Genomic DNA, 24718 nt, shown 5'->3' on the forward strand with positions numbered 1-24718 from the left:
ACGTGGCCGGGGGGCTAGCGGTTGACGCCGCGTCCGGGGCGGAAGGCCTCGGCGGCGAGGAGTCCGGTGTCGGGGTTGTCGGTGAAGATGCCGTCGATGCCGAGCTCGAAGTACCGCTGGAAGGCGCCGAAGGCGTCGCCGTAGGCGTTCGGGTCGGTGCCCTTGCGGTATTCGGCCGGCAGGAAGGTGTTCTCGTTGCGGGCGGTGTAGGGGTGCAGGACGAGGCCGCGGGCGTGGGCGTCGCGCACCAGGGTGGTGGGGGCGCCGAGCTTGCCGTCGGCGCCGCGCGGGACGATGAGGTCCAGGGTGGGGCCGATGCCCTGGGCGAAGCCGGAGATCCACTTCAGGCCCTCGGGCTTGACCAGGTCGGCGACGGTGCGGGGGTCCTTGGCCACCTCGAAGTCCCAGGGCCGGGTGTTCGCGGCGGAGAGCAGCACCACGCGCGGGGCGGACACCAGGCGGGAGAGCCGCTGGATGCTGGAGGGCTCGAAGGACTGGAGGAAGACGGCGGCGTTCCGGCCGTCGCGGCCGTAGCGGCGCAGCAGGGCGGCGAGGGGTTCCTCCAGGCCGAGGCCGAGGCCGCGGAAGTAGGTGGGGTGCTTGGTCTCGACGTGCAGCCAAACGCGCTTGCCGCGCCGCTTGCCCTCGCGGTCGGCCCAGCGCAGGACCTCTTCGAAGGTGGGGACGGGCCAGCGGCCGTCGTAGAGGGTGTTGCGCTGGCGGATGGCCGGAATGCGCTCCTTGGCGCGCAGGGTGCGCAGCTCGGCCAGGGTGAAGTCCTCGGTGAACCAGCCGGTGACGGAGACCCCGTCGACGGTCTTGGTGGTGCGGCGGCCGGCGAACCCGGGGTGGTCGGCGACGTCGGTGGTGCCGCCGATCTCGTTCTCGTGGCGGCAGACCAGGTGGCCGTCCTTGGTGGGGACGAGGTCCTGTTCGACGACGTCGGCGCCGAGGTCGAGGGCGAGTTGGTAGGAGCCGAGGGTGTGCTCGGGCCGGTAGCCGCTGGAGCCGCGGTGGCCGATGACCAGGGGGACGGGGAGGTCGCGGTAGCCGCCGTCGCCGTGCCCGGCCTCGCTCGCGGAGGCGGTGCCCGCGCCGAGCGTGGTGATTCCGGTTCCGGCCGCGAGGACCGCTGCTCCCAGGACGGTGCGCCGGGCTGTCCCACCTTGCATCATCAGTGCCACTCCTTGTTCGGAAATGTTTGGAAAGGGCTCGGCTTCTTTTGGAAATCGGCGAGCCGATGGTAGGCAAGGGGGATGGCTGACGGGTGCGGTCGCATGGAACATGGCGGAAACACACGTCAACACCGCGTATCCACCTCGTGAACCCGATGTGCGATCAGCGGTGACCCGCGAGTATCGTCCTCACCTGCACTACCGCCGTGTGGTGCGAAACCGCTTTTCGATGCCGGAGGGCTCACGTTGTTCCGTACCGCGCTCATCAAAGCCACTGTCGGATCGGCCATGCGCATGATGTTCCGCACCAGGGTGGAGGGGCTGGAGAACATTCCGGGCACCGGTCCGGTGATCCTGGCGGGCAATCACCTGACCTTCATCGACTCGATGATCCTGCCGCTGGTGTGCGACCGCACGGTGCACTTCATCGGCAAGGACGAGTACGTGACGGGCAAGGGCGTCAAGGGCCGGCTGATGGCGTGGTTCTTCACCGGCGCCGGCATGATCCCGGTGGACCGGGACGGCGCGAACGGCGGCGTCGCCGCGCTGATGACGGGCCGCCGGATCCTGGAGGAGGGCAAGATCTTCGGGATCTACCCGGAGGGGACCCGCTCCCCCGACGGCCGCCTCTACCGCGGCCGGACCGGCATCGCCCGCCTCACCCTGATGACGGGCGCCCCCGTGGTCCCGTTCGCGATGATCGGCACGGACAAGCTCCAGCCCGGCGGCAAGGGCATGCCCCGCCCGGGCCGGGTCACCATCCGCTTCGGCGAGCCGATGGAGTTCTCCCGCTACGAGGGCATGGACCGCGACCGCTACGTGCTGCGCGCCGTCACCGACTCGGTGATGGCCGAGGTCATGCGGCTGTCGGGGCAGGAGTACGTGGACATGTACGCGACCAAGGCCAAGGAAGCCGCGTAGCGCTCACTGGCGCTGGAGTGACCGGCTGACGCCCGCCGCCGTGGTGGTGGCGAGGATCCAGCCGGTCACGACCAGCAGGTACGACAGCCACTGGTACCAGCCGCTCGGCGCGAAGGCCTCCTCCTGGCCGAAGCCGATGATGGGCAGCAGCAGGTCGATCGTGTAGAACACCGGGTTGAAGTCGGGGGCCTCCCCCGGCTTCAGCGGCCTCGGGTGGTGCAGCCCGTACGCGACCGAGCCCGTCAGGACCAGCAGCAGGAGCCAGCCCGCCGCGCGCAGCGGCCGGAAGCCGTAGCCGACGGTGACGTCCTGGAGGAGGCCCCACAGGCGGGCGTGCCGGGGCAGCGTGTTCCGGTGGCGGCGGAGCTTGGCGAGCTGGACGCTGCGGGCGGCGGTCTCGTCGCCGACGGTGCGGTAGGCGGCGGCGAGCTGCTCGTAGCCGTACGGGAGGTACCCGGACTCCTCGCGCTCCAGCAGCGGCAGCCGCTGCTCGGCGGGCAGGAGCGGGTGCAGTACCCGGTAGCCGAGCCCCTCGGTGCGGACCACCGGCGGCCAGGTGTCCGGTTCGGCGTAGAGCATGTCCAGCTGGCTGCGGCGCAGGTTGACGATGCCGTCGATGGGCGGGCACTTGCGCAGCCACAGCTCGCCTATGGCGCAGCTGCTGGCGCGCAGGGCCACCCCGCCGGGGTTGGCGAGACGGGCGCGCGTGAGCATCAGCTGGCCGGGGATCCGGGCCCCGGTGAGGTTGAACATTCCCTCGGCCTCCAGCCGGTGGCCGCGCAGGTCGGTGCCGACGGAGACGGTCTCGGCGTGCAGGGCGATCCCGCCGGGGGCGAGGAGCCTGGCCCGGTCCAGGCTGATCTGTCCGGCGACGGTGGCGCCGTTGACACGGAACTGGCCGTGGACGGTGAGCCCGTCGGCGACGACGTCGGTGCCCACCTCGGCGTGTTCGAGCTGGAGCGGGGGCTCGTCGGGCTCGTCGGCGTCCGCCCCGGCGGCGGGTCCGGCGGGGCGGATCACCGCGTCCTGGAGGTAGAGGTTGCCCGCAATCCGGGCCCCCGCGAGGCGGACGGGCCCGGTGAAGCGGCAGCCGGTCAGCCGGAGGGCGAGGTCGACACCGACCGTCGAGGCGGTGAGTCCCGGCAGCGCCGAGCCGGTGAAGGCGACGGCGCGCAGCCGGGCCCCGTAGAGCTGGGGTTTGCGTTCGAACCAGCAGCCGCGCAGCCGGATCGCGTGCTCGACGTCGGCGTACTTGAGGTTGAGCTTGCCGGTGATCCGGGCGCCCCTGACGTTGAGCTCGGCCACCTGCCCCGGCGCGGCGGGGCCGGCGAGCAGCAGGGCGGCCAGCACGTCGGCGCGCACGGTCCGCTCGGGCCCCCAGCCGTGCCCGTCGCCGGCGTCCTCGCCCGGACCCTCGCGGAAGTCGACGCCCTCACCGCGGGGGAAGGCGTCCCGTATACGGTGTTCGGCGGGGGTCAGGTCGGTGATCTCCATCGCCGGGATGGTGTCCTGCGCCCCGACGGGCTGTCAACTTCCGTCGGGGCGCCACTCTCTGGCGTGACGTCAGTGTTCGACGCCGTCCTGGAGCTCCTGCCCCTTCAGCAGGAACCAGGCCGCCACGGCGGTGGCGAGCAGGACGGCCGCGCCGACGCCGGAGGCGAGCCGCAGCCCGTCCACGAAGGCCTCCTGGGCCGCGCTGACCATGGTGTGGGCGGTCTGCGGGTCCACGGCCCTGGCGGCTTCGACGGCTCCGCCGAGGGACTCGTGGGCCGCGTCGGCCACCGGGCCCGGGACCGAGGCGGGGGCGGTGAAGCCCTGGTAGACGCCGGTGACGATGGAGCCGAGGAGGGCGATGCCGAGGGCGGCGCCCAGCTCGTAGGCGGTCTCGGAGACGGCCGAGGCCGAGCCGGCCTGCTCCTTGGGCACGCTGGAGAGGATCACGTCGGCGGTGACGGTGAAGGAGAAGCCGGCGCCGAGGCCGACGACGAGCAGGGACGCCCCGAGCAGCGGGTAGCCGCTGTTCTGGTGGATCAGGGTGAGCGCCGCCAGGGCCAGGCCCATGGCGGCGAGACCGCCGGCCACGATGACCCGGACCGAGTAGCGGCGGGCGTACCGGCCGGCGACCAGGCCGGTGGCGACCGCGCCGATGGCGGCGGGCAGTTCGGCCAGGCCCGCTTCCAGGGGGTCGCGGCCCTGGACCAGCTGGAGGAACTGGGAGAGGAAGAAGACCAGGCCGGAGAGGCCGAAGACGGTCAGCAGGTCGGCGAGGACCGCGCCGGAGAAGCCGCGGTGCTTGAAGAGCCGCATGTCGAGCAGCGGCGAGGTCAGGGTGAACTGGCGGCGCACGAAGGCGTAGAGGCAGGCCGCGCCGAGGACGGCGGCGGCGCCGACGCCCCAGGTCGGGCCGTGGGTGGCGACTTCCTTGACGGCGTAGACCACGCCGATGACGCCGACGAGGGAGAGGGCGACGCTGGACAGGTCCCAGGGGCCGGCGACCGGGTTCTTGGACTCGGGCAGCAGCTTGACGCCGACGACGACGAGGACGGCCATCACGGGAAGGTTGATCAGGAAGACCGAGCCCCACCAGAAGTGCTGGAGCAGGGCTCCGCCGACGACCGGTCCGACGGCCGCGCCGGCGGAGGCGGTGGCGCCCCAGATGCCGATGGCGAGGCTGCGTTCCTTGGGGTCGTGGAAGATGTTGCGGATCAGGGCGAGGGTGGACGGCATCAGGGTGGCGCCGGCGACGCCGAGCAGCGCCCGGGCCGCGATCATCATCTCGGGGCTGGTGGCGTAGGCGTTCAGGACGGAGACGGCGCCGAAGGCGGTGGCGCCGATCAGCAGCAGCTTCTTGCGGCCGATGCGGTCGCCGAGGGAGCCCATGGAGACGAGCAGGCCGGCGATGACGAAGGAGTAGATGTCGCCGATCCACAGCAGCTGGGTGCCGGACGGCTTCAGGTCCTCGCTGAGGGAAGGGGTCGCGAGGCCGAGTACGGTGGCGTCGACCGCGACCAGCAGGACGGCCAGGACGAGCACGGAGAGTGCCAGCCAGCGTCCGCGGCTCTTCCCCTCCGCCCCCGCCCGCCGGTTCAGCTGTTCGGTTCTGGTCATCACTCCACACTCCGTCGTGCGCCACCGAGCAGCAACTCGGTGATCATGTATTGGAAGTCCTTGGCCGCGACCCGGCCGTCCATGACGGCCCAGGCGCAGGTGCCGATGAGGCCGTAGAGGGCCTCGGTGAGCCAGGCCGGGCTCAGGTCGATCCGGATGTGGCCCTCCTGCTGGCCGCGCCGGAAGAGCGCGCTGACGCGGGCATCGAGGCGGGCCCAGCCCTCGTTGACCTGGTCGCCCTCGAAGAGCTGGTTCTCGGTGACGAGGAAGGCCAGCAGCTGGGCGTCGGTCTCGGTCTCGGCGACGAGCCGGTGCAGCGCCTCCACGGCCGTGCCCTCGTCGAGGCGGGCCCGGTCGAAGGCGATCTCGAACCGGCGGATGCCGAACTCCTCCAGGGCCCGTACGAGGGCGTCGCGCCCGGCGAAGTGCCGGTGGAGGGTCGCGCGGCCGATTCCGGCGGCGCGGGCCACCTCGTCCATCGTCGCGGTCGATTTGCGGGAGAGCAGAGCCGCCGCGTCGCGGAGCACCTGGTCACGATCCATGGCCATGAGACAACCATACCTCAAATGAGACGCCAATGTCTCACTCGCCGAAAAACGGGCTGCCGAGAGGGCGGCCGGGAAGGAAAAGTGCGCCCATGAAGCCACTGCTGCTGATCGACGTCGACGGACCGCTGAACCCGTACGGGGCCCGGCCCCACCGCCGCCCCGAGGGCTACACCACCCACCGGATGCGCCCCACGGGGTTCACGGACGGCAAACCGCTGCGGGTCTGGCTCAACCACGGCCACGGGGCCGAGCTGCTGGCGCTGGCGGAGGCGTACGAGCTCGTCTGGGCCACCACCTGGAAGGACGAGGCGAACGACTGGATAGGCCCGCACCTGGGCCTGCCCCGGCTGCCGTTCATCGACTGGCCGGTGATGCACGGCCGGGCGCCGCGCGGGACGTTCTGGAAGACGCAGTACGTCCTGGAGTACGCGGGCGCGCGGCCCTTCGCCTGGATAGACGACGACATCACGGTCATGGACCGCGAGTACGTCGGGCAGCGCCATCCGGCGCACGCGCTGCTGATGCACGTCGACGAGCGGATCGGCCTGACCCGGCCGGACTTCGACGCGCTGGCCGCGTGGGCGGCTCGGTGACCTTACGTCATTCGGTCATCACTCCCCGCATCCGGCGGCGTTGATGCGCAGCTTGATCATTTGGAGTGACCCTCTGCCGTCCGGGCTTTCGCCGGTGCCCCGGGAGCCGGAAGAGTCCTTCCCGGCGAGCCCTTCCCGGGGTGGGCCGCCCGCACCGGTCCACTGATTTCCGCTCCATTGATTCCGCAGGGGAGATGTTCCATGAACGGATCGAAGAAGCTGGTCCTCGGCGCCGCCGCGGTGGCGCTCGCGGTCGGCGGCGCGGTCGTCGCGTCCACCGCCTCGGCCGAGCCGCGGCTCCCGTCCCAGGCCCTGGCCACGACCACGGCCTGGGCCAAGGTCGCCGCCAACGGCCAGGTCCTCGGCGGCCAGGGCATCACCGGCATCAACAAGTTCGGCATCGGCCGCTACAACATCACCACCGCCTCCGGGCTGGGCGGCTGTGCACTGCTCGGCACGATCAACACCAACGGCGGCAACGATCCGGGCCCGGGCAGCTCCTCGATCCTGGTCGGCCAGGTGAACGGCAACACCCTCTTCATCCGCACCGCGACGCCGTCCGCCGCCGGCAGCGCTGCCGTGGACAGCGACCGCCCGTTCTCGATCACCGTCGTCTGCTGACACCCCCGCACGCCGGAGGGGCGGTACGGACCCGCGCGGGTCCGTACCGCCCCTCCGGGCGTTTCGGCTACTGCTTGTGGACCGCCCAGGCGTGCTGGATGACCAGGTCGGCCTTCAGCTCGGTGAGCTGGACCGCCACCGCCGACGGGGCGGTGCCGCCGCGGCCGTTGCGGGAGGCGAGGGCGCCGGGGACGTTGAGGACGGTGCGGACCTCGGGGGTCAGGTGCTCCGAGATCTTCGCGAACTGGGCGTCGGTGAGCTCGTCGAGCTCGATGCCCTCGGCCTCGCAGACCTTGACGCACTCGCCGGCCACCTCGTGCGCCACCCGGAAGGGCACGCCCTGCTTGACCAGCCACTCCGCGATGTCGGTCGCCAGGGAGAAGCCGGCCGGGGCCAGCTCCTCCATCCGCTCCCGGTTGACGGTGAGGGTGGCCATCATCCCGGTGAAGGCCGGCAGCAGCACCTCCAGGGTGTCGCAGGAGTCGAAGACGGGCTCCTTGTCCTCCTGGAGGTCCCGGTTGTAGGCCAGCGGCAGCGCCTTGAGCGTGGCCAGCAGGCCCGTCAGGTTGCCGATGAGGCGGCCCGACTTGCCGCGGGCCAGCTCCGCGATGTCCGGGTTCTTCTTCTGCGGCATGATCGAGGAGCCGGTGGAGAAGGCGTCGTGGAGGGTGACGAAGGAGAACTCCTTCGTGTTCCACAGGATGATCTCCTCGGCGATCCGGGAGAGGTTGATCCCGATCATCGCGGTGACGAACGCGAACTCGGCGACGAAGTCCCGCGAGGCCGTGCCGTCGATCGAGTTGCCCACCGAGCCGCGCTCGAAGCCCAGGTCCGCGGCGACCGCCTCCGGGTCCAGGCCGAGGGAGGAGCCGGCCAGCGCGCCCGAGCCGTACGGGGAGACCGCCGTGCGGGTGTCCCACTGGCGCAGCCGCTCGGCGTCCCGGGAGAGGGACTGCACGTGCGCGAGGACGTGGTGGGCGAAGAGGACGGGCTGCGCGTGCTGGAGGTGGGTCCGGCCGGGCATCGCCACGTCCGGGTGCGCCTCCGCCAGGCCGACGAGGGCGTCCTGGAGGTCGGCGATCAGGCCGCCGATGATCCGCGCGTGGTCGCGCAGGTACATCCGGAAGAGGGTGGCCACCTGGTCGTTGCGCGAACGCCCGGCCCGCAGCTTGCCGCCCAGGTCGGGGCCGAGCCGCTCCAGCAGGCCCCGCTCCAGGGCGGTGTGCACGTCCTCGTCGGCGACGGTGCCCACGAAGGAGCCGTCGGCCACGTCGGCCTCCAGCCGGTCGAGGCCCGCGATCATGCGGTCGAGTTCCTCGGCCGTGAGCAGGCCCGCCTTGGCGAGCACCCGGGCGTGGGCGCGGGAGCCGGCGATGTCGTAGGGCGCCAGTCGCCAGTCGAAGTGGACCGACGCGGACAGCTTCGCGAGGGCCTCCGAAGGGCCGTCGGCGAACCGGCCGCCCCAGAGCCGGACGTCACCGTTGTTGCTGCTCACAGCTACTGCTCCTCATGAGGTGGAAGTGGACGGCCTCCCCGCCGCGGAGGTTGCGGGGAGGCCGTCCGGGTACAGCGTCAAACGATTCAGGCGGGGTCGCGACGCGCGGCGGTCCACGGCAAGAACAAGCATAACTATGCATTGCTCTGCATGTTTCGTCAATCAAGTGGCCCGGCTCCGACGCTGACCAGCCCGTATATCGCGGGCGGGGCCCGGGGGGCGCCGCCTACGATCGGGGCGGAACCAGCCGGGGGAGGACATGGTGTGGAGCGCGGCCGAGAACGCGGCCAGGGGCCGGAGCGTGGCGCAGGGGCTGGTGCACGGGGACACCGCCCCGGTGGCGGGCCGACTGCTGGGCAACGGGCCCGAGGCCTGGACCGCCTTCGACGAGGAGGTGCGCCGCCTCCAGCGCTTGCCGGGGGCGCCCGCACCCGTGAACCGGCTGGAGGCGCGGCTGTGCCACCCCGACGGACGGATCCGCGCCTCCGCGCTCGCCGCGTGGCGCAACCCGCCCCTGCAGCTCGTCCTGATCCGGTGCGCCGACTGGGTCCCGCAGGTGCGCGAGCGCGCCCGCCGGGTGCTGGGCCGGGTCCTGGCCAACTACCCCGCCCGGACCCGGGACCGGGCCCGCAGGGCGCTGGGCCGCCCGGTGCCCTACGACGCCGCCCACGCGCTGACCGAACTCACCCCGCTCTTCCTGCGGCTGGGCGGGCGCGAGCACGGCGGCTGGGCGGTGCAGCAGCTGGAGGCCGCCCTGGCCGGCCGGTACTCCCTCCTCGCCGCGTGGTGGCGGCCCGGGCAGGCCGCGACCACCTGGAGCTGGAACTCGCTGACCGCCCCGCAGCGCGCGGGCATGCTCGACCGGCTGGGCCGCAGCCCCGACCTGCCGACCCGCCGCTTCGCCGCCCGGGTGGCCCTCGCCACCGGCCGGTACGGCGTACGGGAACTCGCCCGGCGGGCCGCCGCCGAGCCGGATCCGGCACTCGGCCGGATGTGGACCGACGCCGTCCTGGCGGCGATGGCGACCGACGGGCCGGACGACGAGGCGGTCGACACCCTGCTGGGATCGCGCCTGCCGGCCGTACGGGGCGCCGGGGTCACTGCCCTGCGCCGGGCCGGGCGGGCGGCGGAGGCGGACCGGTACCTCGCCGACCGGGCGGGGTCGGTGCGCGCCTGCGCCCGCTGGCTGCTGCGCCAGGAGGGCGGCGACCCGTACGCGCACTACCGGGCGCTGCTCATGGACCCCGAGCAGGTGAGCCGGTACGCGGTGACGGGCTACTGCGAGGTGGCGGAGCCGGCCGACCGGGCGCTGCTGCGCGGCCTGCTGGCCCACCCCGCAGGACCGGTGCGGGGCGCCGCCCTGGCCGGGCTGCGCCGGGCGGGCGTCGTCCTGGAGGACGGGGTGCTGCTGCCGCTGCTTGACGACTCGTCAGCTTCGGTGGCCCGCGAGGCCGCGCTGCAGCTGCTGCCGGTGGCGTGGCGGCTGGACGCGGCCGCGCTGGCCGCCCGTACCGGTCCGGAGTGGCGCCCGCACACCCGCAGGGCGGCCTTCCGGCTGCTGCAGGGCCGGGGCGGGAGCGCCGAACTCCGGGCGTCGGTCGCCCTGTTGGACGACCCGGACCCCGGTACGCGGCGCCGCGCACGGGAACGGGTGGCCGGCTGGAACTGGCTCGTCACCCTGGACGAGGGCGAGGCGGCCCAGACGGAGCTGGGCGGACTGCTCGCGCGAGCGGCGAAGCTCCTGGGCGCCGACGAGCTGCGGCTGACCCGCCCGCCCTGGAGCCGCCCGGCCCCGGACCCCCGCCCCTGACGCCGCCGCCGGGACCGGCCCGGCGACCGGCCATCGCCCGGACGGCCGGTCCCGGCCCGCCGACGGACGGGCCGGCGGGCCGCCCGAAGGCAGGACCGGCCCGCGCATGGCCGGCCCCACCGCGCCGGAGGCGAACCCGAGGCGGGGGAACCCGGACCGGGCCGCCGGCGGGAGGGCCCCGAGTGGGACGGGCGGGGGGCGGCCGATCGGGTGGTGGCGGCCTGCCTGCGCCGGGCTCGGGGCCGTCGGCCCGTACCGTCGGGCGTGTGCTGCGTAACGCTCTCGTCGCCGGCTCGCTGGTCCTCGCCGGGCTGTGGCCGCACGGCCCGGATCCGCTGCCCGAACGTCTCGCCGACACCGGCGGCGGCAGCCAGCTGATCACGGCCGTCGCCCCCGCCCCCGGGTCGACCACCGGCGTGCTGACCTGGTGGGACCGGCGCGCGGGCCGCTGGTACGAGGCGGGGCGCGCGCCGGCCCGGTTCGGCGCGAACGGTCTGACCGAGGGGACCACCCGGACCCAGGGCACCAACACCACCCCGACCGGCCTGTACGGCCTTCCGTACGCCTTCGGCATCGCGCACGCCCCGGCCGGGACGGGGTACGCCTACCGGCGGGTGACGGACCGTTCGTGGTGGTGCCAGGACAACGCCTCCGCCGCCTACAACCGCTGGACGGAGCCGCTGCCCGCCGACTGCGCGCCGGGTGAGTCCGAGCACCTGGTGGCGTACGCGGAGCAGTACGCGCACGCGCTGGTCATCGGCTTCAACTACGAGCGCCCCGTACGCGGCCGGGGCGCCGGCATCTTCCTGCACGTCGACGGCAGGGGCGCCACGGCCGGCTGCGTCTCGGTGCCGCGGGGCGCGATGCGCGAGCTGCTGCGCTGGGCGAACCCGCGCCGCGCCCCGCACATCGCCATCGGTACGGAGGACGGCCCCCTGGCGGTGACCCGGTACTGAAACCCCGGAACCCGGGCTCCTGGCCCCGGGCCCCTAGCCCTCCTTCTGCGCCAGGCGCAGCATGTGGTCGGCCAGGGCCTGGCCGCCGGAGGGGTCACGGCTGATGAGCATCAGGGTGTCGTCGCCGGCGATGGTGCCGAGGACGGCGTGGAGTTCGGCCTGGTCGATGGCCGAGGCGAGGAACTGCGCCGCCCCCGGCGGGGTGCGCAGGACCACGAGGTTCGCGGAGGCCTCCGCCGAGATCAGCAGCTCGCCGGAGAGGCGCCGCATGCGCTCCTCCTTCGCCGACTCGCCGAGCGGGGCCTGCGGGGTGCGGAAGCCGCCCTCGCTGGGGACCGCGTAGATCAGCTCGCCGCCGGTGTTGCGGATCTTCACCGCGCCCAGCTCGTCGAGGTCGCGGGAGAGCGTCGCCTGGGTGACGCTCAGCCCGTCGTCGGCGAGCAGCTTGGCCAGCTGGCTCTGGGAGCGGACCGGCTGCCGGTTGAGGATGTCCACGATCCGGCGGTGGCGGGCGGTGCGGGTCTGCGGAACGGAAGGGCCGCCGTTCTGCTCGTGTTCCTGCGCCTGGCTCATCGTCGTCTCATTCTCCGGATCGTCCCGCTTCGTCGAGGATGCCGGGAAGTGCCCGGACGAACGCGTCGACCTCGGCCTCGGTGATGACGAACGGGGGCATCAGCCGTACGACGTCGGGGGCGGGCGCGTTGACCAGGAATCCGGCCTGCTGAGCCGCCAGCTGCACCTTCGGTGCGAGGGGCTCCGTCAGCACGATACCCAGCAACAGGCCCGAGCCGCGGACGTGGGAGACCAGCCCGTGACCGGAGGCTTCGATTCCGGAGCGCAGCCGCTCGCCGCGGGCCTTGACCCGGTCGAGGAGTCCGTCGGTGGCGATGGTGTCGATCACCGCGAGGCCGGCGGCGCAGGCGACCGGGTTCCCGCCGAAGGTGGTGCCGTGCTGGCCCGGCTGCAGGAGCCCGGCCGTGGGGCCGAAGGCGGCCACGGCGCCGATGGGCAGGCCGCCGCCCAGGCCCTTGGCGAGGGTGACCAGGTCGGGGTCGACGCCCTCGTGCTGCTGGTACTCGAACCAGGTGCCGCAGCGGCCGATGCCGGTCTGGACCTCGTCGAGGGCGAGCAGGGTACCCGTCGCCCGGGTGATCTCGCGGGCGGCGCTCAGGTAGCCGGCGGGCGGGACGACCACGCCGTTCTCGCCCTGGACGGGCTCGATGAGGACGAGCGCGGTCTCCTCGGTGACGGCGGCCCGCAGCGCCTCGACGTCACCGTAGGGGACGTGGGTGACCTCGCCGGGCAGCGGCAGGAACGGGGTCTGCTTCTTGGGCTGGCCGGTGAGGGCGAGGGCGCCCATGGTCCGGCCGTGGAAGCCGCCGTCGGTGGCGACCATGTGGGTCCGCCCCGTGAGCCGACCGATCTTGAAGACGGCCTCGACCGCCTCTGTGCCGGAGTTGCAGAAGAAGACCCGTCCCTCGCGGCCGAACAGCTGGAGCAGCCGCTCGCCGAGGGCGATGACCGGCTCGGAGGCGAAGAGGTTGGAGACGTGGCCCAGGGTCTGGATCTGGGTGGTGACGGCCTCGACGATCGCCGGGTGGGCGTGGCCGAGGGCGTTGACCGCGATGCCGCCGACGTAGTCGGTGTACTGCTTGCCGTCGGCGTCCCAGACCTGCGCTCCCTCGCCGCGGACCAGGGCCACCGCCGGGGTGCCGTAGTTGTCGGTGAGCGCGCCCTGCCAGCGGGCGGCGTAGTCCTCGTTGTGCGTCACTGCGCTCCCCCTTGCGGTGCGTCGGGCCGGTCGGTTCCGGGCTGCGGGTCGGGCACGACCATCGTGCCGATGCCCTGGTCGGTGAAGATCTCCAGCAGGATCGAGTGCGGGACGCGTCCGTCGAGGACGCGGGCCGTGGGGACGCCGCCGCGCACGGCGTGCAGGCAGCCCTCCATCTTGGGCACCATGCCGCTGGACAGCTCGGGCAGCAGCTTTTCCAGCTCGCTGACGGTGAGCCGGCTGATCACCTCGTCGCTGTTGGGCCAGTCCGCGTAGAGGCCCTCCACGTCGGTGAGGACCATCAGCGTCTCGGCGCCCAGCGCGGCGGCCAGGGCGGCGGCCGCGGTGTCGGCGTTGACGTTGTAGACGTGGCCGTCGTCGGCGCTGCGGGCGATGGAGGAGACGACCGGGATCCGGCCGTCGGCGAGCAGGGCCCGGATCGCTCCGGTGTCGATGGAGGTGATCTCCCCGACCCGGCCGATGTCGACGAGCTCGCCCTCGATCTCCGGCTTGTGCTGGGTGGCGGTGATGGTGTGGGCGTCCTCGCCGGTCATGCCGACGGCGAGCGGGCCGTGCTGGTTGAGCAGCCCGACCAGCTCGCGCTGGACCTGTCCGGCCAGCACCATCCGGACGATGTCCATCGCCTCGGGCGTGGTGACGCGCAAGCCCGCCTTGAACTCGCTGACCAGGCCTTCCTTGGCGAGCTGGGCCTTGATCTGCGGGCCGCCGCCGTGGACCACGACGGGCCTGAGGCCGGCCTGGCGCAGGAAGACCACGTCCTGGGCGAAGGCCGCCTTCAGGTCCTCGTCGATCATGGCGTTGCCGCCGAACTTGACGACGACGATCTTGCCGTTGTGGCGGGTGAGCCAGGGCAGGGCCTCGATGAGGGTCTGCGCCTTGGGCAGCGCGGTGTGCTTCCTCGCGGCGCTCATGAGGAGTACGCGCTGTTCTCGTGGACGTACTCGGCCGTGAGGTCGTTGGCCCAGATGACCGCCGACTCGGTGCCGGTGGACAGGTCCGCGGTGATGTGCACCTCGCGGTCCTTCATGGAGACCAGGTCGCGGTCCTCGCCGACCGAGCCGTTCTTGCAGACCCATACGCCGTTGATGGCGACGTTCAGGCGGTCCGGGTCGAAGGCGGCCTTCGTGGTGCCGATGGCGGAGAGCACCCGGCCCCAGTTGGGGTCCTCGCCGTGGATGGCGCACTTGAGCAGGTTGTTGCGGGCGATGGACCGGCCGACCTCGACCGCGTCCTCCTCGCTGGCCGCGCCGATCACCTCGATGCGGATGTCCTTGCTGGCGCCCTCGGCGTCGCCGATGAGCTGGCGGGCCAGGTCGTCGCAGACGGTGCGGACGGCCCGGGCGAAGTCCTCGTAGACGGGGACCTGGCCGGAGGCGCCCGAAGCGAGCAGCAGGACGGTGTCGTTGGTGGACATGCAGCCGTCGGAGTCGACCCGGTCGAAGGTGGTGCGGGTGGCGTCGCGCAGCGCCTTGTCCAGGGTGGCGGAGTCCAGGTCGGCGTCGGTGGTGAGGACGACGAGCATGGTGGCCAGGCCGGGGGCGAGCATGCCCGCGCCCTTGGCCATGCCGCCGACGGTCCAGCCGTCCTGGCCGGCCGTGGCCGTCTTGTGCACGGTGTCGGTGGTCTTGATGGCGATGGCGGCGGCCTCGCCGCCGTCGGCGGACAGGGCGGCGGCGGCCGTCTCGATGCCGGGCAGCAGCTTGTCCATCGGGAGCAGGACGCCGATCAGCCCGGTGGAGGCGACGGCGATCTCGCCGGCGTTGTGCTCGCCGCCGAGACCGTGCTCGTTGAGAGTGGCCGCGGCCTTCTCGGCGGTGGCGTGGGTGTCCTGGAAGCCCTTGGGGCCGGTGCAGGCGTTGGCGCCGCCGGAGTTGAGGACGACGGCGCTGACCGTGCCGCCGCGCAGGACCTGCTCGGACCAGAGGACCGGGGCGGCCTTGACGCGGTTGGACGTGAACACGCCGGCGGCGGCCAGCCGCGGCCCGTTGTTGACCACGAGGGCCAGGTCGGGGTTGCCGTTCGCCTTGATCCCGGCGGCGATGCCCGCCGCCGTGAATCCCTGTGCTGCCGTGACGCTCACAGCATCTCCTCGTTCGCTTCTCCGCCCGCGCAGCGCGCCGGCGCGGCCATCATGGTCGTCTGCAGCCCGGTGGCTGCGCGTGCTCCCCCGGCTACCGCTGGGAGGTGCCCCCTGCTCACGGTGCGACTCCGATCGTGGAAAGTCCCGTCGCCTCGGGGAGGCCGAGGGCGATGTTCATGCTCTGCACCGCGCCGCCGGCGGTGCCCTTGGTCAGGTTGTCGATGGCGCTGATGGCGATGACGCGCTGCGCGGACTCGTCGTAGGCGACCTGGAGGTGCACGGAGTTGGAGCCGTACACCGCCTTGGTGGTCGGCCAGGCGCCCTCGGGGAGGAGCTGGACGAAGGTCTCGTCCGCGTACGCCTTCTCGTAGGCGGCGCGCAGCGATTCCGCGGTGGTGCCGGGGCGGGCCTTGGCCGAGCAGGTGGCGAGGATGCCGCGCGGCATGGGCACCAGGTGGGGGGTGAAGGAGACGGAGACCTTCTCCCCGGCGAGGGGGGAGAGGTTCTGCACCATCTCGGGGGTGTGGCGGTGGACGCCGCCGACGCCGTAGGGGGTCACGGTGCCCATGACCTCGGAGCCGAGCAGGTGCGGCTTGAGGGCCTTGCCCGCTCCGGAGGTGCCGGTCGCGGCGACGACCACGGCGTCGGGCTCGGCGAGCCGCGCCTGGTAGGCGGGGTAGAGCGCGAGCGAGACGGCGGTGGGGAAGCAGCCGGGGACGGCGATGCGCTTGGTGCCGGCGAGGGCGGCCCGGGCGCCGGGGAGCTCGGGAAGGCCGTAGGGCCAGGTCCCGGCGTGCGGGGCGCCGTAGAAGCGGTCCCAGTCGGCGGAGTCCTTCAGCCGGTGGTCGGCGCCCATGTCGACGACGAGCACGTCGTCGCCGAGTTCGGCGGCGACGGCGGCGGACTGTCCGTGCGGCAGCGCGAGGAAGACGACGTCATGGCCCGCGAGGGCGTCGGCGGTCGTCGGCTCGAGGGTCCGGCCGGCGAGGGGGACCAGGTGCGGCTGGAGGCCACCGAGGAGCTGCCCGGCGTTGGAGTGTCCGGTCAGCGCGCCGATCTCCACCTCGGGGTGGGAGAGCAGCAGGCGCAGGACCTCGCCGCCCGCGTATCCGCTCGCTCCGGCCACCGCTACACGTACCACCATCGGACCCTCCTCTTCGATGGCATGACTATACGTACCTATGCAGGTTTATGCAAAGGCCTTCCAGGGTCCGTCACCTCCACGGTCCCGCTCGTATTCGACCTGTTCAAGGGGGTGCCCGTCGCCGAAGTCGCACAGGCGCGAGGCGCCGGTCTCGGTGAAGCCGGACTTGGCGTAGAAGCGGCGGGAGCGGGGCGTGTCGCGCAGGGTCCACAGGTGCGCGCCGGTGAAGCCGTCCGCGCGCAGCCGGGCCAGTGTGCCCGTCATCAGGGCCGCGGCGACGCCGGTGCCCCAGCCGTCGGGGTGGGCGTAGAAGCTGAGGATCTCGGCCGTGCCCGGGGGGCGGGTGTCCGAGGGGCGGTACCAGGACAAGGCCAGGGGCCGGCCGTCGGCGAGGGCCAGCAGGACGGTCCCCGGGCCGTCGGCGACCCGGCCGTGCCAGCGGGCGCGCCGGTCGGCAACGCCGGCGGCGGCGAACTGCGGGGTGAAGAAGGGGCCGTACGCGGCCCCCCAGGCGGCGGCGTGGATCTCCCCGAGCGCGTCCCCGTCGGCCGCGCCCGCCACACGAATCTCGGTCATGGCGGCAACCTAAGGGCTGTCCCGTAATCCCCGCCGGGGATTACGGGACAGCCCTCGGCGGCGGCCGCGGACCGGACGGGGGTGTTTTCGTCAGGCGCCGGACGCGGGCTCCAGCCGGTGGCGGACCCAGACGTTGGGTTCCACGTAGACCGCGTAGTCGTGCTCCGGCTCGCAGTGGACGAGGCTCAGCGCGCCGGGCACGCGGATCTGCCCGGGTTCGTCGAAGGGCAGTCCGGTCCACTCGCGCCACTGGGCGAGGGAGCCGGTGACGGTCATCGACAGCGGGGCCACCGAGTCGATGACGGCCCCGGCCCGGATGTGGACCCGCAGCCACGGGTCGTAGGGGAGGCCGTCCTCGCGGGTGCGGTACGCGTACTCGGACATCGGCGTCTGCGGTTCGGCGGGCTTGCCGCTGGGCCGGACCGGGGCCACGACCTCCGTGAACCCGGCGGCCCGGGCGCCCTCGCGCATCGCGGCCAGCATCCGCCCGGAGAGCCCCTGCCCCTGGCGGCCGGTGGCCACGGAGATCTCCAGGGCGCTCACCGTGTCGGGCCGGATCCCCCGGCGCTGGTCGGAGAAGGCCCACATCAGGACCCGGTCCCAGCCCTGGGCGGGCAGCGCGCCGCCGCGCTCGGCGCCGTGCAGCGCGAACGGCACGCTGAAGGCGCGCGCCACCACCTCGTCTCCGTCGGTGGCGATGAACACGTACTCCGGGAACTCGGCGACCAGGCGCGGGTAGAGCAGCCAGGCCACGGAGTCGTGCTGGGAGAACCGCGGCCAGGAGTCCTGCATGTCCCACAGCCGGGAGGCCAGTTCGGGACGGCGGGCGAGGGAGGTGATCACGATCTCGTTCATGGGCCGCAGGTTAGGCGCGCGCCGCAGCGCCGCTCAACCGGGTTTTGGCCGTCCCGCCGCAGGTCAGGGCCAGTGCAGCCCCCCGCGCAGGCGCTGGACGGCCTCCACCAGCTCCCCCGGTCCCGAGACCCCGGCGAAGCCCATCCGGACGTACGCGGCCGGTGGCTCGGCGCAGAAGTACGGGCGGCCGGGCGCGACCGCGACCCCGGCGCGCAGGGCCGCCGCCGCGAACTCCGCGTCGTCACCGCCGCCCGGGGGCCGGACCCACAGCTGATAGCTCCCGCGCGGCAGGTGCGGCAGCTCCACCCCGGGCAGCTCGCGCCGCAGGGCCCCCGCGAGCACGTCGCGGCGGTGGCGCAGTTCGGCGGCGACGGCCCGCAGGTGGCGCGGCCAGGCGGGGGCGCCGACCAGTTCGAGGGCGGCCTCCTGGAGCGGGCGGGGCACGAAGAAGCTGTCGACCACCTGGATGGCGCGCAGCCGGTCCAGTACCGGGCCGCGGGCGGCGAGCGCGCCGACGCGCAGGCTGGGCGAGGTGGCCTTGGTCAGGGAGCGCACGTGGACGACGATCCCGTCGGCGTCCTCGGCGGCCAGGGTCGCGGGCAGCGGTCCGGCGTCCTCGTGGGCGAGGTTGCGGGCGTAGTCGTCCTCGATGACGAAGGCCCCGGCGGCCCGGGCGATCCGCAGCACCTCGGGCCGCCGTTCGGCGCCGAGCACGGCCCCGGTCGGGTTCTGGAACAGCGGCTGGCACACGAAGACCCGTGCTCCCGTGGCCTCGAAGGCGGCGGCCAGCAGCTCGGGCCGGACCCCGTCGGCGTCCATCGGGACGGGCACGGGCCGGCAGCCCGAGGCGCGGGCGATGGCCAGCAGCCCGGGGTAGGTGGGCGACTCCACGAGGACGGGGGCGCCCGGCGGGGCCAGGGCCCGCAGGGCGGTGGTCAGGGCGCTCTGCCCGCCGGCGGTGATCATCACGTCGGCGGCGCCCAGCGCCCCGACGGCACCCCCGATCTCCCGGGCGAACCAGTCGCGCAGCTCGGGCAGCCCTTCCAGCGGCGGCCGCCCCCAGGCCCCGGGGCGGCGCCCGGCCCGGGCCAGTGCGGCGGCCATGGCCCGCTCGGGCTGGAGCGAAGGGTGGAGGTAGCCGCCGTTGAGCTCGATGACCCCGGGCGGCGTGGCCGCGAGCGAGGACAGCAGCCCGGAGGCGTCCACGGAGCGCGGGATGACCTCCCCGGCCCCCTCGGCGCTGAGGGACACCTCCTGCCAGGAGGTGTCCCCGGGGGTGAGGCCGGCCGCGCGGGGGTGGGCGCGGTAGGCGCCGGCGCCCGGGCGGGTGACTACCAGCCCCTCGGCGGCGAGCTGCGCGAGGGCCCGGGAGACGGTGACGGGGCTGACGCGGTAGCGCTCGACCAGGGCCCGGCTCGACGGGAGCTTTCCACCCACCGGGTAGCGGTCGAGCTCGGATCGGAGGGATTCCGCCAGTTCCGCCACACTGCTACGCTCGTACATGACAGCACAGAATAGCGCTACTCGCCCGGCCCCGATAGCAGTCCAGGTGGGGGGCCACAGCACGGTCCAAGCGGGGGGCCGCGGCGGCACCGCCCTCGCCCTCCTCGGGGTCGTCGCCTTCTCGCTGACCTTCCCCGCCACCACCTGGGGCCTGGAGGGCTTCGGCCCGTGGTCGTTCGTGGCCCTGCGCAGCGCCCTGGCCGCGGTCATCGCGGGCGGCTTCCTGATCGCCGGACGGGTCCCGCTGCCGGCCCGTGAGCACTGGGCGGGGCTGGCCGTCGTCGCCGGCGGGGTGGTCGTGGGCTTCCGCTGCTGACCACGCTCGCCCTGCGGACCTCCACCACCTCGCACGCCGCCGTCGTGGTGGGCCTGCTCCCGCTGACCACGGCCGCGCTGTCGGCCCTGCGCACCGGTACCCGGCTCCCGCGGGCCTTCTGGGCGGCGGCCGTCGCCGGGGCGCTGGTGGTCCTGGCGTTCACCCTGGCCCAGAGCGGCGGCGCCCCCTCCGCCGGGGACGCCTACCTGTTCGGGGCGCTGCTGGTCTGCGCGGCCGGCTACACCGAGGGCGGACGCCTCGCCCGGCTGATGCCGGGCTGGCAGGTGATCGGCTGGGCCCTGGTGCTGTGCCTGCCGCCGGCGCTGGCAGGCTCCGCGCTCGGGCTCGCGGCCGAGCCGGTGCACCTGACCTGGCACGGAGCGGCCGGCCTGCTGTGGACGGCGGCCGGTTCCACCTTCCTCGGGCTCTACGTCTGGTACCGCGGCATGGCCGCGATCGGCGCCCCGCGCGCCAGCCAGCTCCAGCTCGCCCAGCCGCTGCTGACCCTGGTCTGGTCGGTGGCGCTGCTGGGCGAGCGGCTGTCCCCGGGGACCCCGCTGGCCGCCGGGGCGGTGCTGGTCTGCATCACCGTGACCCAACGGGTCAAATAGCCCCGGATCGGCCTAAAATACAGGCACCGGATCGGACCTGTTCCGAGGGAGGTCAGCAGATGCGAGCGACCGAGGGCGACCAGCTGGTGCAGCACGGCAGGATCGTGGGCCAGCACGACAGGGTGGGCGAGATCGTCGAGGTGCTGGGCGAGAACGGCGCGCCCCCGTACCGGGTGCACTTCCCGGACGGGCACGACGCCGTGATGTCCCCCGGGCCCGACTGCGTGGTACGCCACCCGGACAGGCCCGAGGGCACGTCCCCCACCTGGCAGTGAACCAGCCGGCACCGGACCACCTGACATGCGGGGCCCCTGACCTGCAGGCCCCTGGCACACGGGACCGGCTGACATCCGGTCAGCGCGGCGCCGCCACCGCCTGGTAGTGGTCGGCGACGACCCTGGCCATTGCACCGTTGGGGTCCGCGGCCACCTGCTTCGCCGAGAAGTAGACGTGGCCGCGGACCTCCGTGTACTTCTTGGCGAGCGTCAGGTGCTTCGACAGCTCCGCCGGATCGCGCCAGGCGGCCGTGGAGCTGTGTGCGTCGCAGCGGTACAGCGCCTCGCCCACGTACAGGTCCACGCCCGTGCCGGCGACGGTCCGCGCCCACCAGGGCACGATCGCCGCGTAGTCGGCCTGCGGGTGTCCGATCTGCCAGTACGCCTGCGGGACGATGTAGTCCAGCCAGCCCTCGGTGACCCACTTGCGGGTGTCCGCGTACAGGTCGTCGTACGTCTGCACGCCCGCCCGCGTCGGCGAGCCGAGCGGGTCGGTGTCCTGGTTGCGCCACACCGCGAAGGGGCTGACGCCGAACCGCGCCGCCGGGCGGACCTGGCGCAGCCGCTGCGACATCTCGGAGACCAGGGTGTCGGTGTTGTGCCGGCGCCAGGCGGCGCGGGAGCCGAAGGAGGCGCCGTACTCCGCGTAGGCGTCGTCGTCGTCGAAGTACTCCCCCTCCACCGGGTAGGGGTAGAAGTAGTCGTCCCAGTGCACCCCGTCGACCGGATAGCGGGAGACGGCGTCGAGCATGGCCTCCTGCACGAAGGCCCTCACCTGGGGCAGCCCGGGGTTGTAGTAGAGCTTGCCGCCGTAGGGGACGACCCAGTCGGGGTTGCGGCGGGCCGGGTGCGCGGCGGACAGCCGGGAGGGGTCGGTGTGGTTGGCCACCCGGTACGGGTTGAACCAGGCGTGCAGCTCCAGCCCCCGCGCGTGCGCCTCGGCGACCGCGGTGCCCAGCGGGTCCCAGCCCGGGTCCTTGCCCTGGGTCCCGGTCAGCCACTGCGACCAGGGCTCGCGCGCGGAGGGCCAGAAGGAGTCCGCGGCCGGCCGGACCTGGAGGATCACGGCGTTCAGGCGGCGCCGGACGGCGGTGTCGAGGAGGGCGGTCAGCTCGGCGCGCTGCTCCCGGGCGGCGAGGCCCGACGCGGAGGGCCAGTCCACGTTCTGTACGGTCGCGATCCACATCCCCCGGAACTCCCGGGCCGCCGCCCGGCCTGCTCCCCCGCCCCCGGCGGGCCGCTCCCGTACCCGCGCCGGGCGGGCGGCGGCCTCCGCCGGGCCCGCGCCCGCCGCCGCGGCCAGCGCCCCCGCCGCTCCCGCCAGCAGCCCCCGTCGTCCGATGTACGCCATGTGACGACTCCGTTCCTCTCCGTGACTTCGCTCCACGAACGCCCAGCATGCCCGCCCCGCCCCGCCACGGGCGGGAAGGACGGGAGTAACGTCGGGGGGCGTGGCGGGCGCCGGGGTGCAGTTACCACTGCCGAACTACGGGGGACCCGCGATGGATGAGCAGCGAAAGGCACGATGTGACGGACCTCTCTACCCTCCCGACCGACATCACCAGGGTCGGCGTGGTGGGCTGTGGCCAGATGGGCGCGGGCATCGCGGAGGTGTGCGCCCGCAGCGGTCTTGAGGTGAAGGTCGCCGAGACCACCGGGGAGGCCCTGGAGATCGGGCGCACCCGGCTGCACAACTCGCTGACCAAGGCCGCCGAACGCGGCAAGATCAGCGAGGAGGAGCGGGACGCCACCCTGGCCCGCCTCACCTTCACCACCGATCTCGGCGAGTTCGCCGACCGCGACCTCGTCATCGAGGCCGTCGTCGAGAACGAGCAGGTGAAGACGGAGATCTTCCAGGTCCTCGACCAGGTGATCACCCGCCCGGACGCGATCCTCGCCTCCAACACCTCCTCGATCCCGCTGGTCAAGCTGGCCGTCGCGACCTCGCGGCCCGATCAGGTCATCGGCATCCACTTCTTCAACCCGGCGCCCGTGCAGCGGCTCGTGGAGCTGATCCCGGCGCTGACGACCGGCGAGGAGACCGTCAAGCGGTCCGAGGCCCTGGTGCGGGACGTACTGGGCAAGCACGCCGTCCGCGCCCAGGACCGGTCGGGCTTCGTCGTCAACGCCCTCCTCGTGCCGTACCTGCTGTCGGCGATCCGGATGTTCGAGTCGGGCATCGCCAGCCGCGAGGACATCGACAACGGCATGGAGCTGGGCTGCGCCCACCCCATGGGCCCGCTGAAGCTGTCGGACCTGATCGGCCTGGACACCATCGCGTCGATCGCCGACTCGATGTACGCCGAGTACAAGGAGCCGCTGTACGCCGCTCCCCCGCTGCTCCAGCGCATGGTCGACGCGGGCCGGCTGGGCCGCAAGACCGGCTCGGGTTTCTACCCGTACGGCTGATCCGCCGTGAATATGGTGTGAGAAGCGCCTCGGTCGCCCGCGCGGCGGCCGGGGCGCCGCTAGGGTCCTGCCGGTGAACAGCCCCACGACCGCAACGGTGCGGCCCCCCACCTCCGGCGCCCCGTCCCCGTCTCCCTCCCCGGCCCCGAAGACCTCGGCGGCCGCCCGGCTCGGCTGGCTCGACGCCCTGCGCGGCCTCGCCGCCCTCGTCGTGGCCCTCCACCATTTCGGCGTCCTGCGGATGCTGCCCGCCGGGAAGATCGTGGGACGGAACTTCGACCTCGGCCTGTTCGGGGTCATGCTGTTCTTCATAGTCAGCGGCTACATCATCCCGGCCTCCCTCGAACGCCGCGGTGACGTCCGGGGGTTCTGGATCGGGCGGTTCTTCAGGATCCACCCGGCCCTGATCGTCACCATCGTCGTCTCGCTCCTGGTGCTGCCGTCCGGGGACGGCGCGATCCGCGTCCTGCGCACCGGCGACGACCTGAGCTCGCTGATCACGAACGGCCTGCTGCTTCAGGACGTGCTCGGGGTCACCAACGGCATGAACGTCACCTGGACGCTCTGCTACGAGATGGTCTTCTACTTCTTCGTCACCGCCCTGTTCACCCGCGGCCTGCACCGGCACAGCGCCCCCATCGCCGCCGGCTGCGCCGCCCTCGCCCTCGCGGTCGGCACGGCCGTCGGTGAGAGGCTCCTGACCCCGGACCCCCACTCGGTGCGCCTCGCCCTGCTGGTCGTCGTCCCGGTCGTGCTCACGGGCTTCGCCGGGGTGCTCAGCGGCCGGCCCGGTCCGACCCGGGCGGGCGCGCTGCTGCTGGCCGGGCTGGGCCTGGTGCTCGTCACGCTGAACAGCCGGGCCCCCTGGTACGAGACGTGGACGATCTTCGCGACCATGTTCGCCGGAACGGCGGTGTACCGGGCGCAGCACTCCGCGCGCGGCCGCGTCCCGTCCCTGCTCGCCTGCGGTTTCGTGGTCGTCTCGGGTGTGCTGGTCGGCTGGCTGTACAACCGGGACGGCTTCCAGAACCACACCTGGACGCTGGGCTGGATCTCCTGGTCGTCGGCCTACCTGGCCGCCTGGGCCGTGTTCGGGCTCGGCTTCCTGCTCCGGCGGCGGCGCTTCCCCCGGGTGCTGACCTGGCTCGGCGCGATCAGCTTCTCCGTGTACCTGGTGCACGTCCCGCTGGTGCACGCGCTCGCTCCCGTGGTGGGGGTGCCGCTGTCGCACTCGGCCCTGGGCCGGGCCGTGTGGGCCGTGCTGCTCGTCGCGGCGGCGCTGGCCGTGAGCCACCTGATGTACCGGCTGGTGGAGATCCCGGTGCAGAACCTCGGCCGGCGGGTCCAGAAGGCGGCGGTCCGGCGGTGGCCGGCCGCCGCCCGGGAGGAGGGCTAACCGAGCCGCAGGTGGTGCAGCAGGAGCAGTCCGGCCGCCATGTTGGCGGCCGGGATCTCCCCGCGCCCGATCATGTCCGGGACGAGCTTGAGCGGCACCCACTCGCGCCGCGAGGACTCGAAGGCGTCCTCCGGTTCGCCGATGCGGGTGGCCCCGTCCGCCCAGTAGAGGTGGTGGCGGGCGTCCGTGAGCCCGTTGGAGGGCTCGACGGTCATCAGGTGGTGGAGCGGGCCGGGCCGCCAGCCCGACTCCTCCTCCATCTCCCGGGCGGCCGCCGCCTCCACGGACTCCCCGTCCTCGACCACCCCGGCGGGCAGTTCCCAGCCCCAGCTGTCGGTGATGAACCGGTGGCGCCACAGCAGCAGCACCTCGTCCGCCTCGTTGACGGCCGTGGCCACGGCGACCGGCCGCAGCCGGATGACGAAGTGGTCCAGGTGCCGTCCGTCGGGAAGTTCCACGTCCGCGAGGTTCACGTCGAACCAGCGGTTCTTGTACACGGTCTGCTCGCTCAGGTTCGTCCACTGCACGGTTTTG

General features: G+C 73.3%; 23 protein-coding genes and 1 pseudogene. 9 read left to right on the forward strand and 15 right to left on the reverse strand.

What is annotated here, in order from left to right:
• Positions 1–14: 14 nt before the first annotated feature.
• Positions 15–1175 (reverse strand): glycerophosphodiester phosphodiesterase, encoded by a 1161-nt coding sequence (locus tag BX286_RS08475; protein ID WP_079425155.1) that lies wholly within the window; start codon positions 1173–1175, stop codon positions 15–17.
• A gap of 288 nt (positions 1176–1463) precedes the next feature.
• On the opposite strand from BX286_RS08475, the gene BX286_RS08480 reads away from it, so the two are divergent.
• Positions 1464–2096, forward strand: a complete 633-nt coding sequence (locus tag BX286_RS08480) for a 1-acyl-sn-glycerol-3-phosphate acyltransferase (RefSeq protein ID WP_079425157.1) — start codon at positions 1464–1466, stop codon at positions 2094–2096.
• A gap of 3 nt (positions 2097–2099) precedes the next feature.
• Here the strand turns inward: BX286_RS08480 and BX286_RS08485 are convergent, their stop codons facing one another.
• From BX286_RS08485 to BX286_RS08495, 3 genes are all read right to left on the reverse strand, one after another.
• The gene (locus BX286_RS08485) at positions 2100–3590 is read right to left on the reverse strand and encodes a membrane-associated oxidoreductase (RefSeq protein ID WP_121014799.1); all 1491 of its coding nucleotides are present in this window, start codon (positions 3588–3590) and stop codon (positions 2100–2102) included.
• A gap of 69 nt (positions 3591–3659) precedes the next feature.
• Positions 3660–5204, reverse strand: a complete 1545-nt coding sequence (locus BX286_RS08490; RefSeq protein ID WP_079425161.1) for an MFS transporter — start codon at positions 5202–5204, stop codon at positions 3660–3662.
• On the reverse strand, positions 5204–5752 hold the full coding sequence (locus BX286_RS08495; protein ID WP_079425164.1) for a TetR/AcrR family transcriptional regulator: 549 nt from the start codon (positions 5750–5752) through the stop codon (positions 5204–5206). Before BX286_RS08495 ends, BX286_RS08490 begins: the two co-directional genes overlap by 1 nt.
• An 89-nt stretch (positions 5753–5841) precedes the next feature.
• Between BX286_RS08495 and BX286_RS08500 the strand changes: the two genes are divergently transcribed.
• Positions 5842–6345, forward strand: a complete 504-nt coding sequence (locus tag BX286_RS08500) for an HAD domain-containing protein (RefSeq protein ID WP_079425166.1) — start codon at positions 5842–5844, stop codon at positions 6343–6345.
• A 201-nt stretch (positions 6346–6546) separates the two neighbouring features.
• Entirely contained in the window at positions 6547–6966 is a 420-nt protein-coding gene (locus tag BX286_RS08505; RefSeq protein WP_121014800.1) for a hypothetical protein, read from the forward strand.
• Positions 6967–7033: 67 nt separating this feature from the next.
• Here the strand turns inward: BX286_RS08505 and argH are convergent, their stop codons facing one another.
• The gene (gene argH / locus BX286_RS08510; RefSeq protein WP_079425170.1) at positions 7034–8461 is read right to left on the reverse strand and encodes an argininosuccinate lyase; all 1428 of its coding nucleotides are present in this window, start codon (positions 8459–8461) and stop codon (positions 7034–7036) included.
• 259 nt (positions 8462–8720) lie between these two features.
• Here argH and BX286_RS08515 point away from each other — a divergent pair, with 259 nt between their 5' ends.
• Positions 8721–10271: a hypothetical protein gene (locus BX286_RS08515; RefSeq protein ID WP_121014801.1), complete on the forward strand. Its 1551-nt coding sequence runs from the start codon at positions 8721–8723 to the stop codon at positions 10269–10271.
• A gap of 269 nt (positions 10272–10540) precedes the next feature.
• Positions 10541–11227: a L,D-transpeptidase gene (locus BX286_RS08520; RefSeq protein ID WP_079431612.1), complete on the forward strand. Its 687-nt coding sequence runs from the start codon at positions 10541–10543 to the stop codon at positions 11225–11227.
• Positions 11228–11260: 33 nt separating this feature from the next.
• Here the strand turns inward: BX286_RS08520 and BX286_RS08525 are convergent, their stop codons facing one another.
• The 8 genes from BX286_RS08525 to BX286_RS08560 all read right to left on the reverse strand — a co-directional run bounded on the left by BX286_RS08525 (position 11261) and on the right by BX286_RS08560 (position 19177).
• Complete coding sequence (locus tag BX286_RS08525; RefSeq protein ID WP_079425174.1) at positions 11261–11800, reverse strand: arginine repressor; 540 nt, start codon at positions 11798–11800, stop codon at positions 11261–11263.
• Positions 11801–11807: 7 nt separating this feature from the next.
• Positions 11808–12998 carry an acetylornithine transaminase gene (locus BX286_RS08530; RefSeq protein WP_079425176.1) on the reverse strand — a complete coding sequence of 397 codons (1191 nt, stop codon included), beginning with the start codon at positions 12996–12998 and terminating at the stop codon, positions 11808–11810.
• Positions 12995–13930, reverse strand: coding sequence for an acetylglutamate kinase (gene argB, locus BX286_RS08535; RefSeq protein ID WP_079425178.1), 936 nt, complete (start codon positions 13928–13930; stop codon positions 12995–12997). Before argB ends, BX286_RS08530 begins: the two co-directional genes overlap by 4 nt.
• A complete protein-coding gene (gene argJ / locus BX286_RS08540; RefSeq protein WP_079425179.1) occupies positions 13927–15099 on the reverse strand; it encodes a bifunctional glutamate N-acetyltransferase/amino-acid acetyltransferase ArgJ in 1173 nt (390 codons plus the stop codon). The genes argB and argJ overlap by 4 nt, the downstream gene beginning before the upstream one ends.
• A 115-nt stretch (positions 15100–15214) precedes the next feature.
• Positions 15215–16243, reverse strand: a complete 1029-nt coding sequence (argC, locus tag BX286_RS08545; protein WP_079425181.1) for an N-acetyl-gamma-glutamyl-phosphate reductase — start codon at positions 16241–16243, stop codon at positions 15215–15217.
• 45 nt (positions 16244–16288) lie between these two features.
• On the reverse strand, positions 16289–16819 hold the full coding sequence (locus BX286_RS08550; RefSeq protein ID WP_100865063.1) for a GNAT family N-acetyltransferase: 531 nt from the start codon (positions 16817–16819) through the stop codon (positions 16289–16291).
• A gap of 90 nt (positions 16820–16909) precedes the next feature.
• Positions 16910–17674: an N-acetyltransferase gene (locus BX286_RS08555; protein WP_121014802.1), complete on the reverse strand. Its 765-nt coding sequence runs from the start codon at positions 17672–17674 to the stop codon at positions 16910–16912.
• 63 nt (positions 17675–17737) lie between these two features.
• On the reverse strand, positions 17738–19177 hold the full coding sequence (locus BX286_RS08560) for a PLP-dependent aminotransferase family protein (protein ID WP_079425187.1): 1440 nt from the start codon (positions 19175–19177) through the stop codon (positions 17738–17740).
• On the opposite strand from BX286_RS08560, the pseudogene BX286_RS08565 reads away from it, so the two are divergent.
• Together BX286_RS08565 and BX286_RS08570 are read left to right on the forward strand one after the other, a co-directional pair.
• A pseudogene (locus BX286_RS08565) lies at positions 19176–20104 on the forward strand (DMT family transporter). The gene BX286_RS08560 and the pseudogene BX286_RS08565 sit on opposite strands and share 2 nt — an antisense overlap.
• A gap of 59 nt (positions 20105–20163) precedes the next feature.
• Positions 20164–20379, forward strand: a complete 216-nt coding sequence (locus tag BX286_RS08570) for a DUF1918 domain-containing protein (protein ID WP_079425191.1) — start codon at positions 20164–20166, stop codon at positions 20377–20379.
• Positions 20380–20458: 79 nt separating this feature from the next.
• On the opposite strand, the gene BX286_RS08575 is transcribed toward BX286_RS08570, so the two are convergent.
• A complete protein-coding gene (locus tag BX286_RS08575) occupies positions 20459–21730 on the reverse strand; it encodes a glycoside hydrolase family 10 protein (RefSeq protein WP_079425193.1) in 1272 nt (423 codons plus the stop codon).
• A gap of 155 nt (positions 21731–21885) precedes the next feature.
• On the opposite strand from BX286_RS08575, the gene BX286_RS08580 reads away from it, so the two are divergent.
• Both BX286_RS08580 and BX286_RS08585 read left to right on the forward strand, forming a co-directional pair.
• Positions 21886–22788, forward strand: coding sequence for a 3-hydroxybutyryl-CoA dehydrogenase (locus tag BX286_RS08580; protein ID WP_079425195.1), 903 nt, complete (start codon positions 21886–21888; stop codon positions 22786–22788).
• A 73-nt stretch (positions 22789–22861) separates the two neighbouring features.
• Positions 22862–24184, forward strand: a complete 1323-nt coding sequence (locus tag BX286_RS08585; protein ID WP_187344109.1) for an acyltransferase — start codon at positions 22862–22864, stop codon at positions 24182–24184.
• Here the strand turns inward: BX286_RS08585 and BX286_RS08590 are convergent.
• Positions 24181–24711: an NUDIX hydrolase gene (locus tag BX286_RS08590; RefSeq protein WP_100865059.1), complete on the reverse strand. Its 531-nt coding sequence runs from the start codon at positions 24709–24711 to the stop codon at positions 24181–24183. The genes BX286_RS08585 and BX286_RS08590 overlap by 4 nt on opposite strands.
• Positions 24712–24718: the final 7 nt, after the last annotated feature.

The organism is Streptomyces sp. 3211.6 (assembly GCF_003634815.1).
In the GTDB taxonomy this organism is placed as follows: Bacteria; Actinomycetota; Actinomycetes; order Streptomycetales; family Streptomycetaceae; genus Streptomyces; species Streptomyces katrae_A.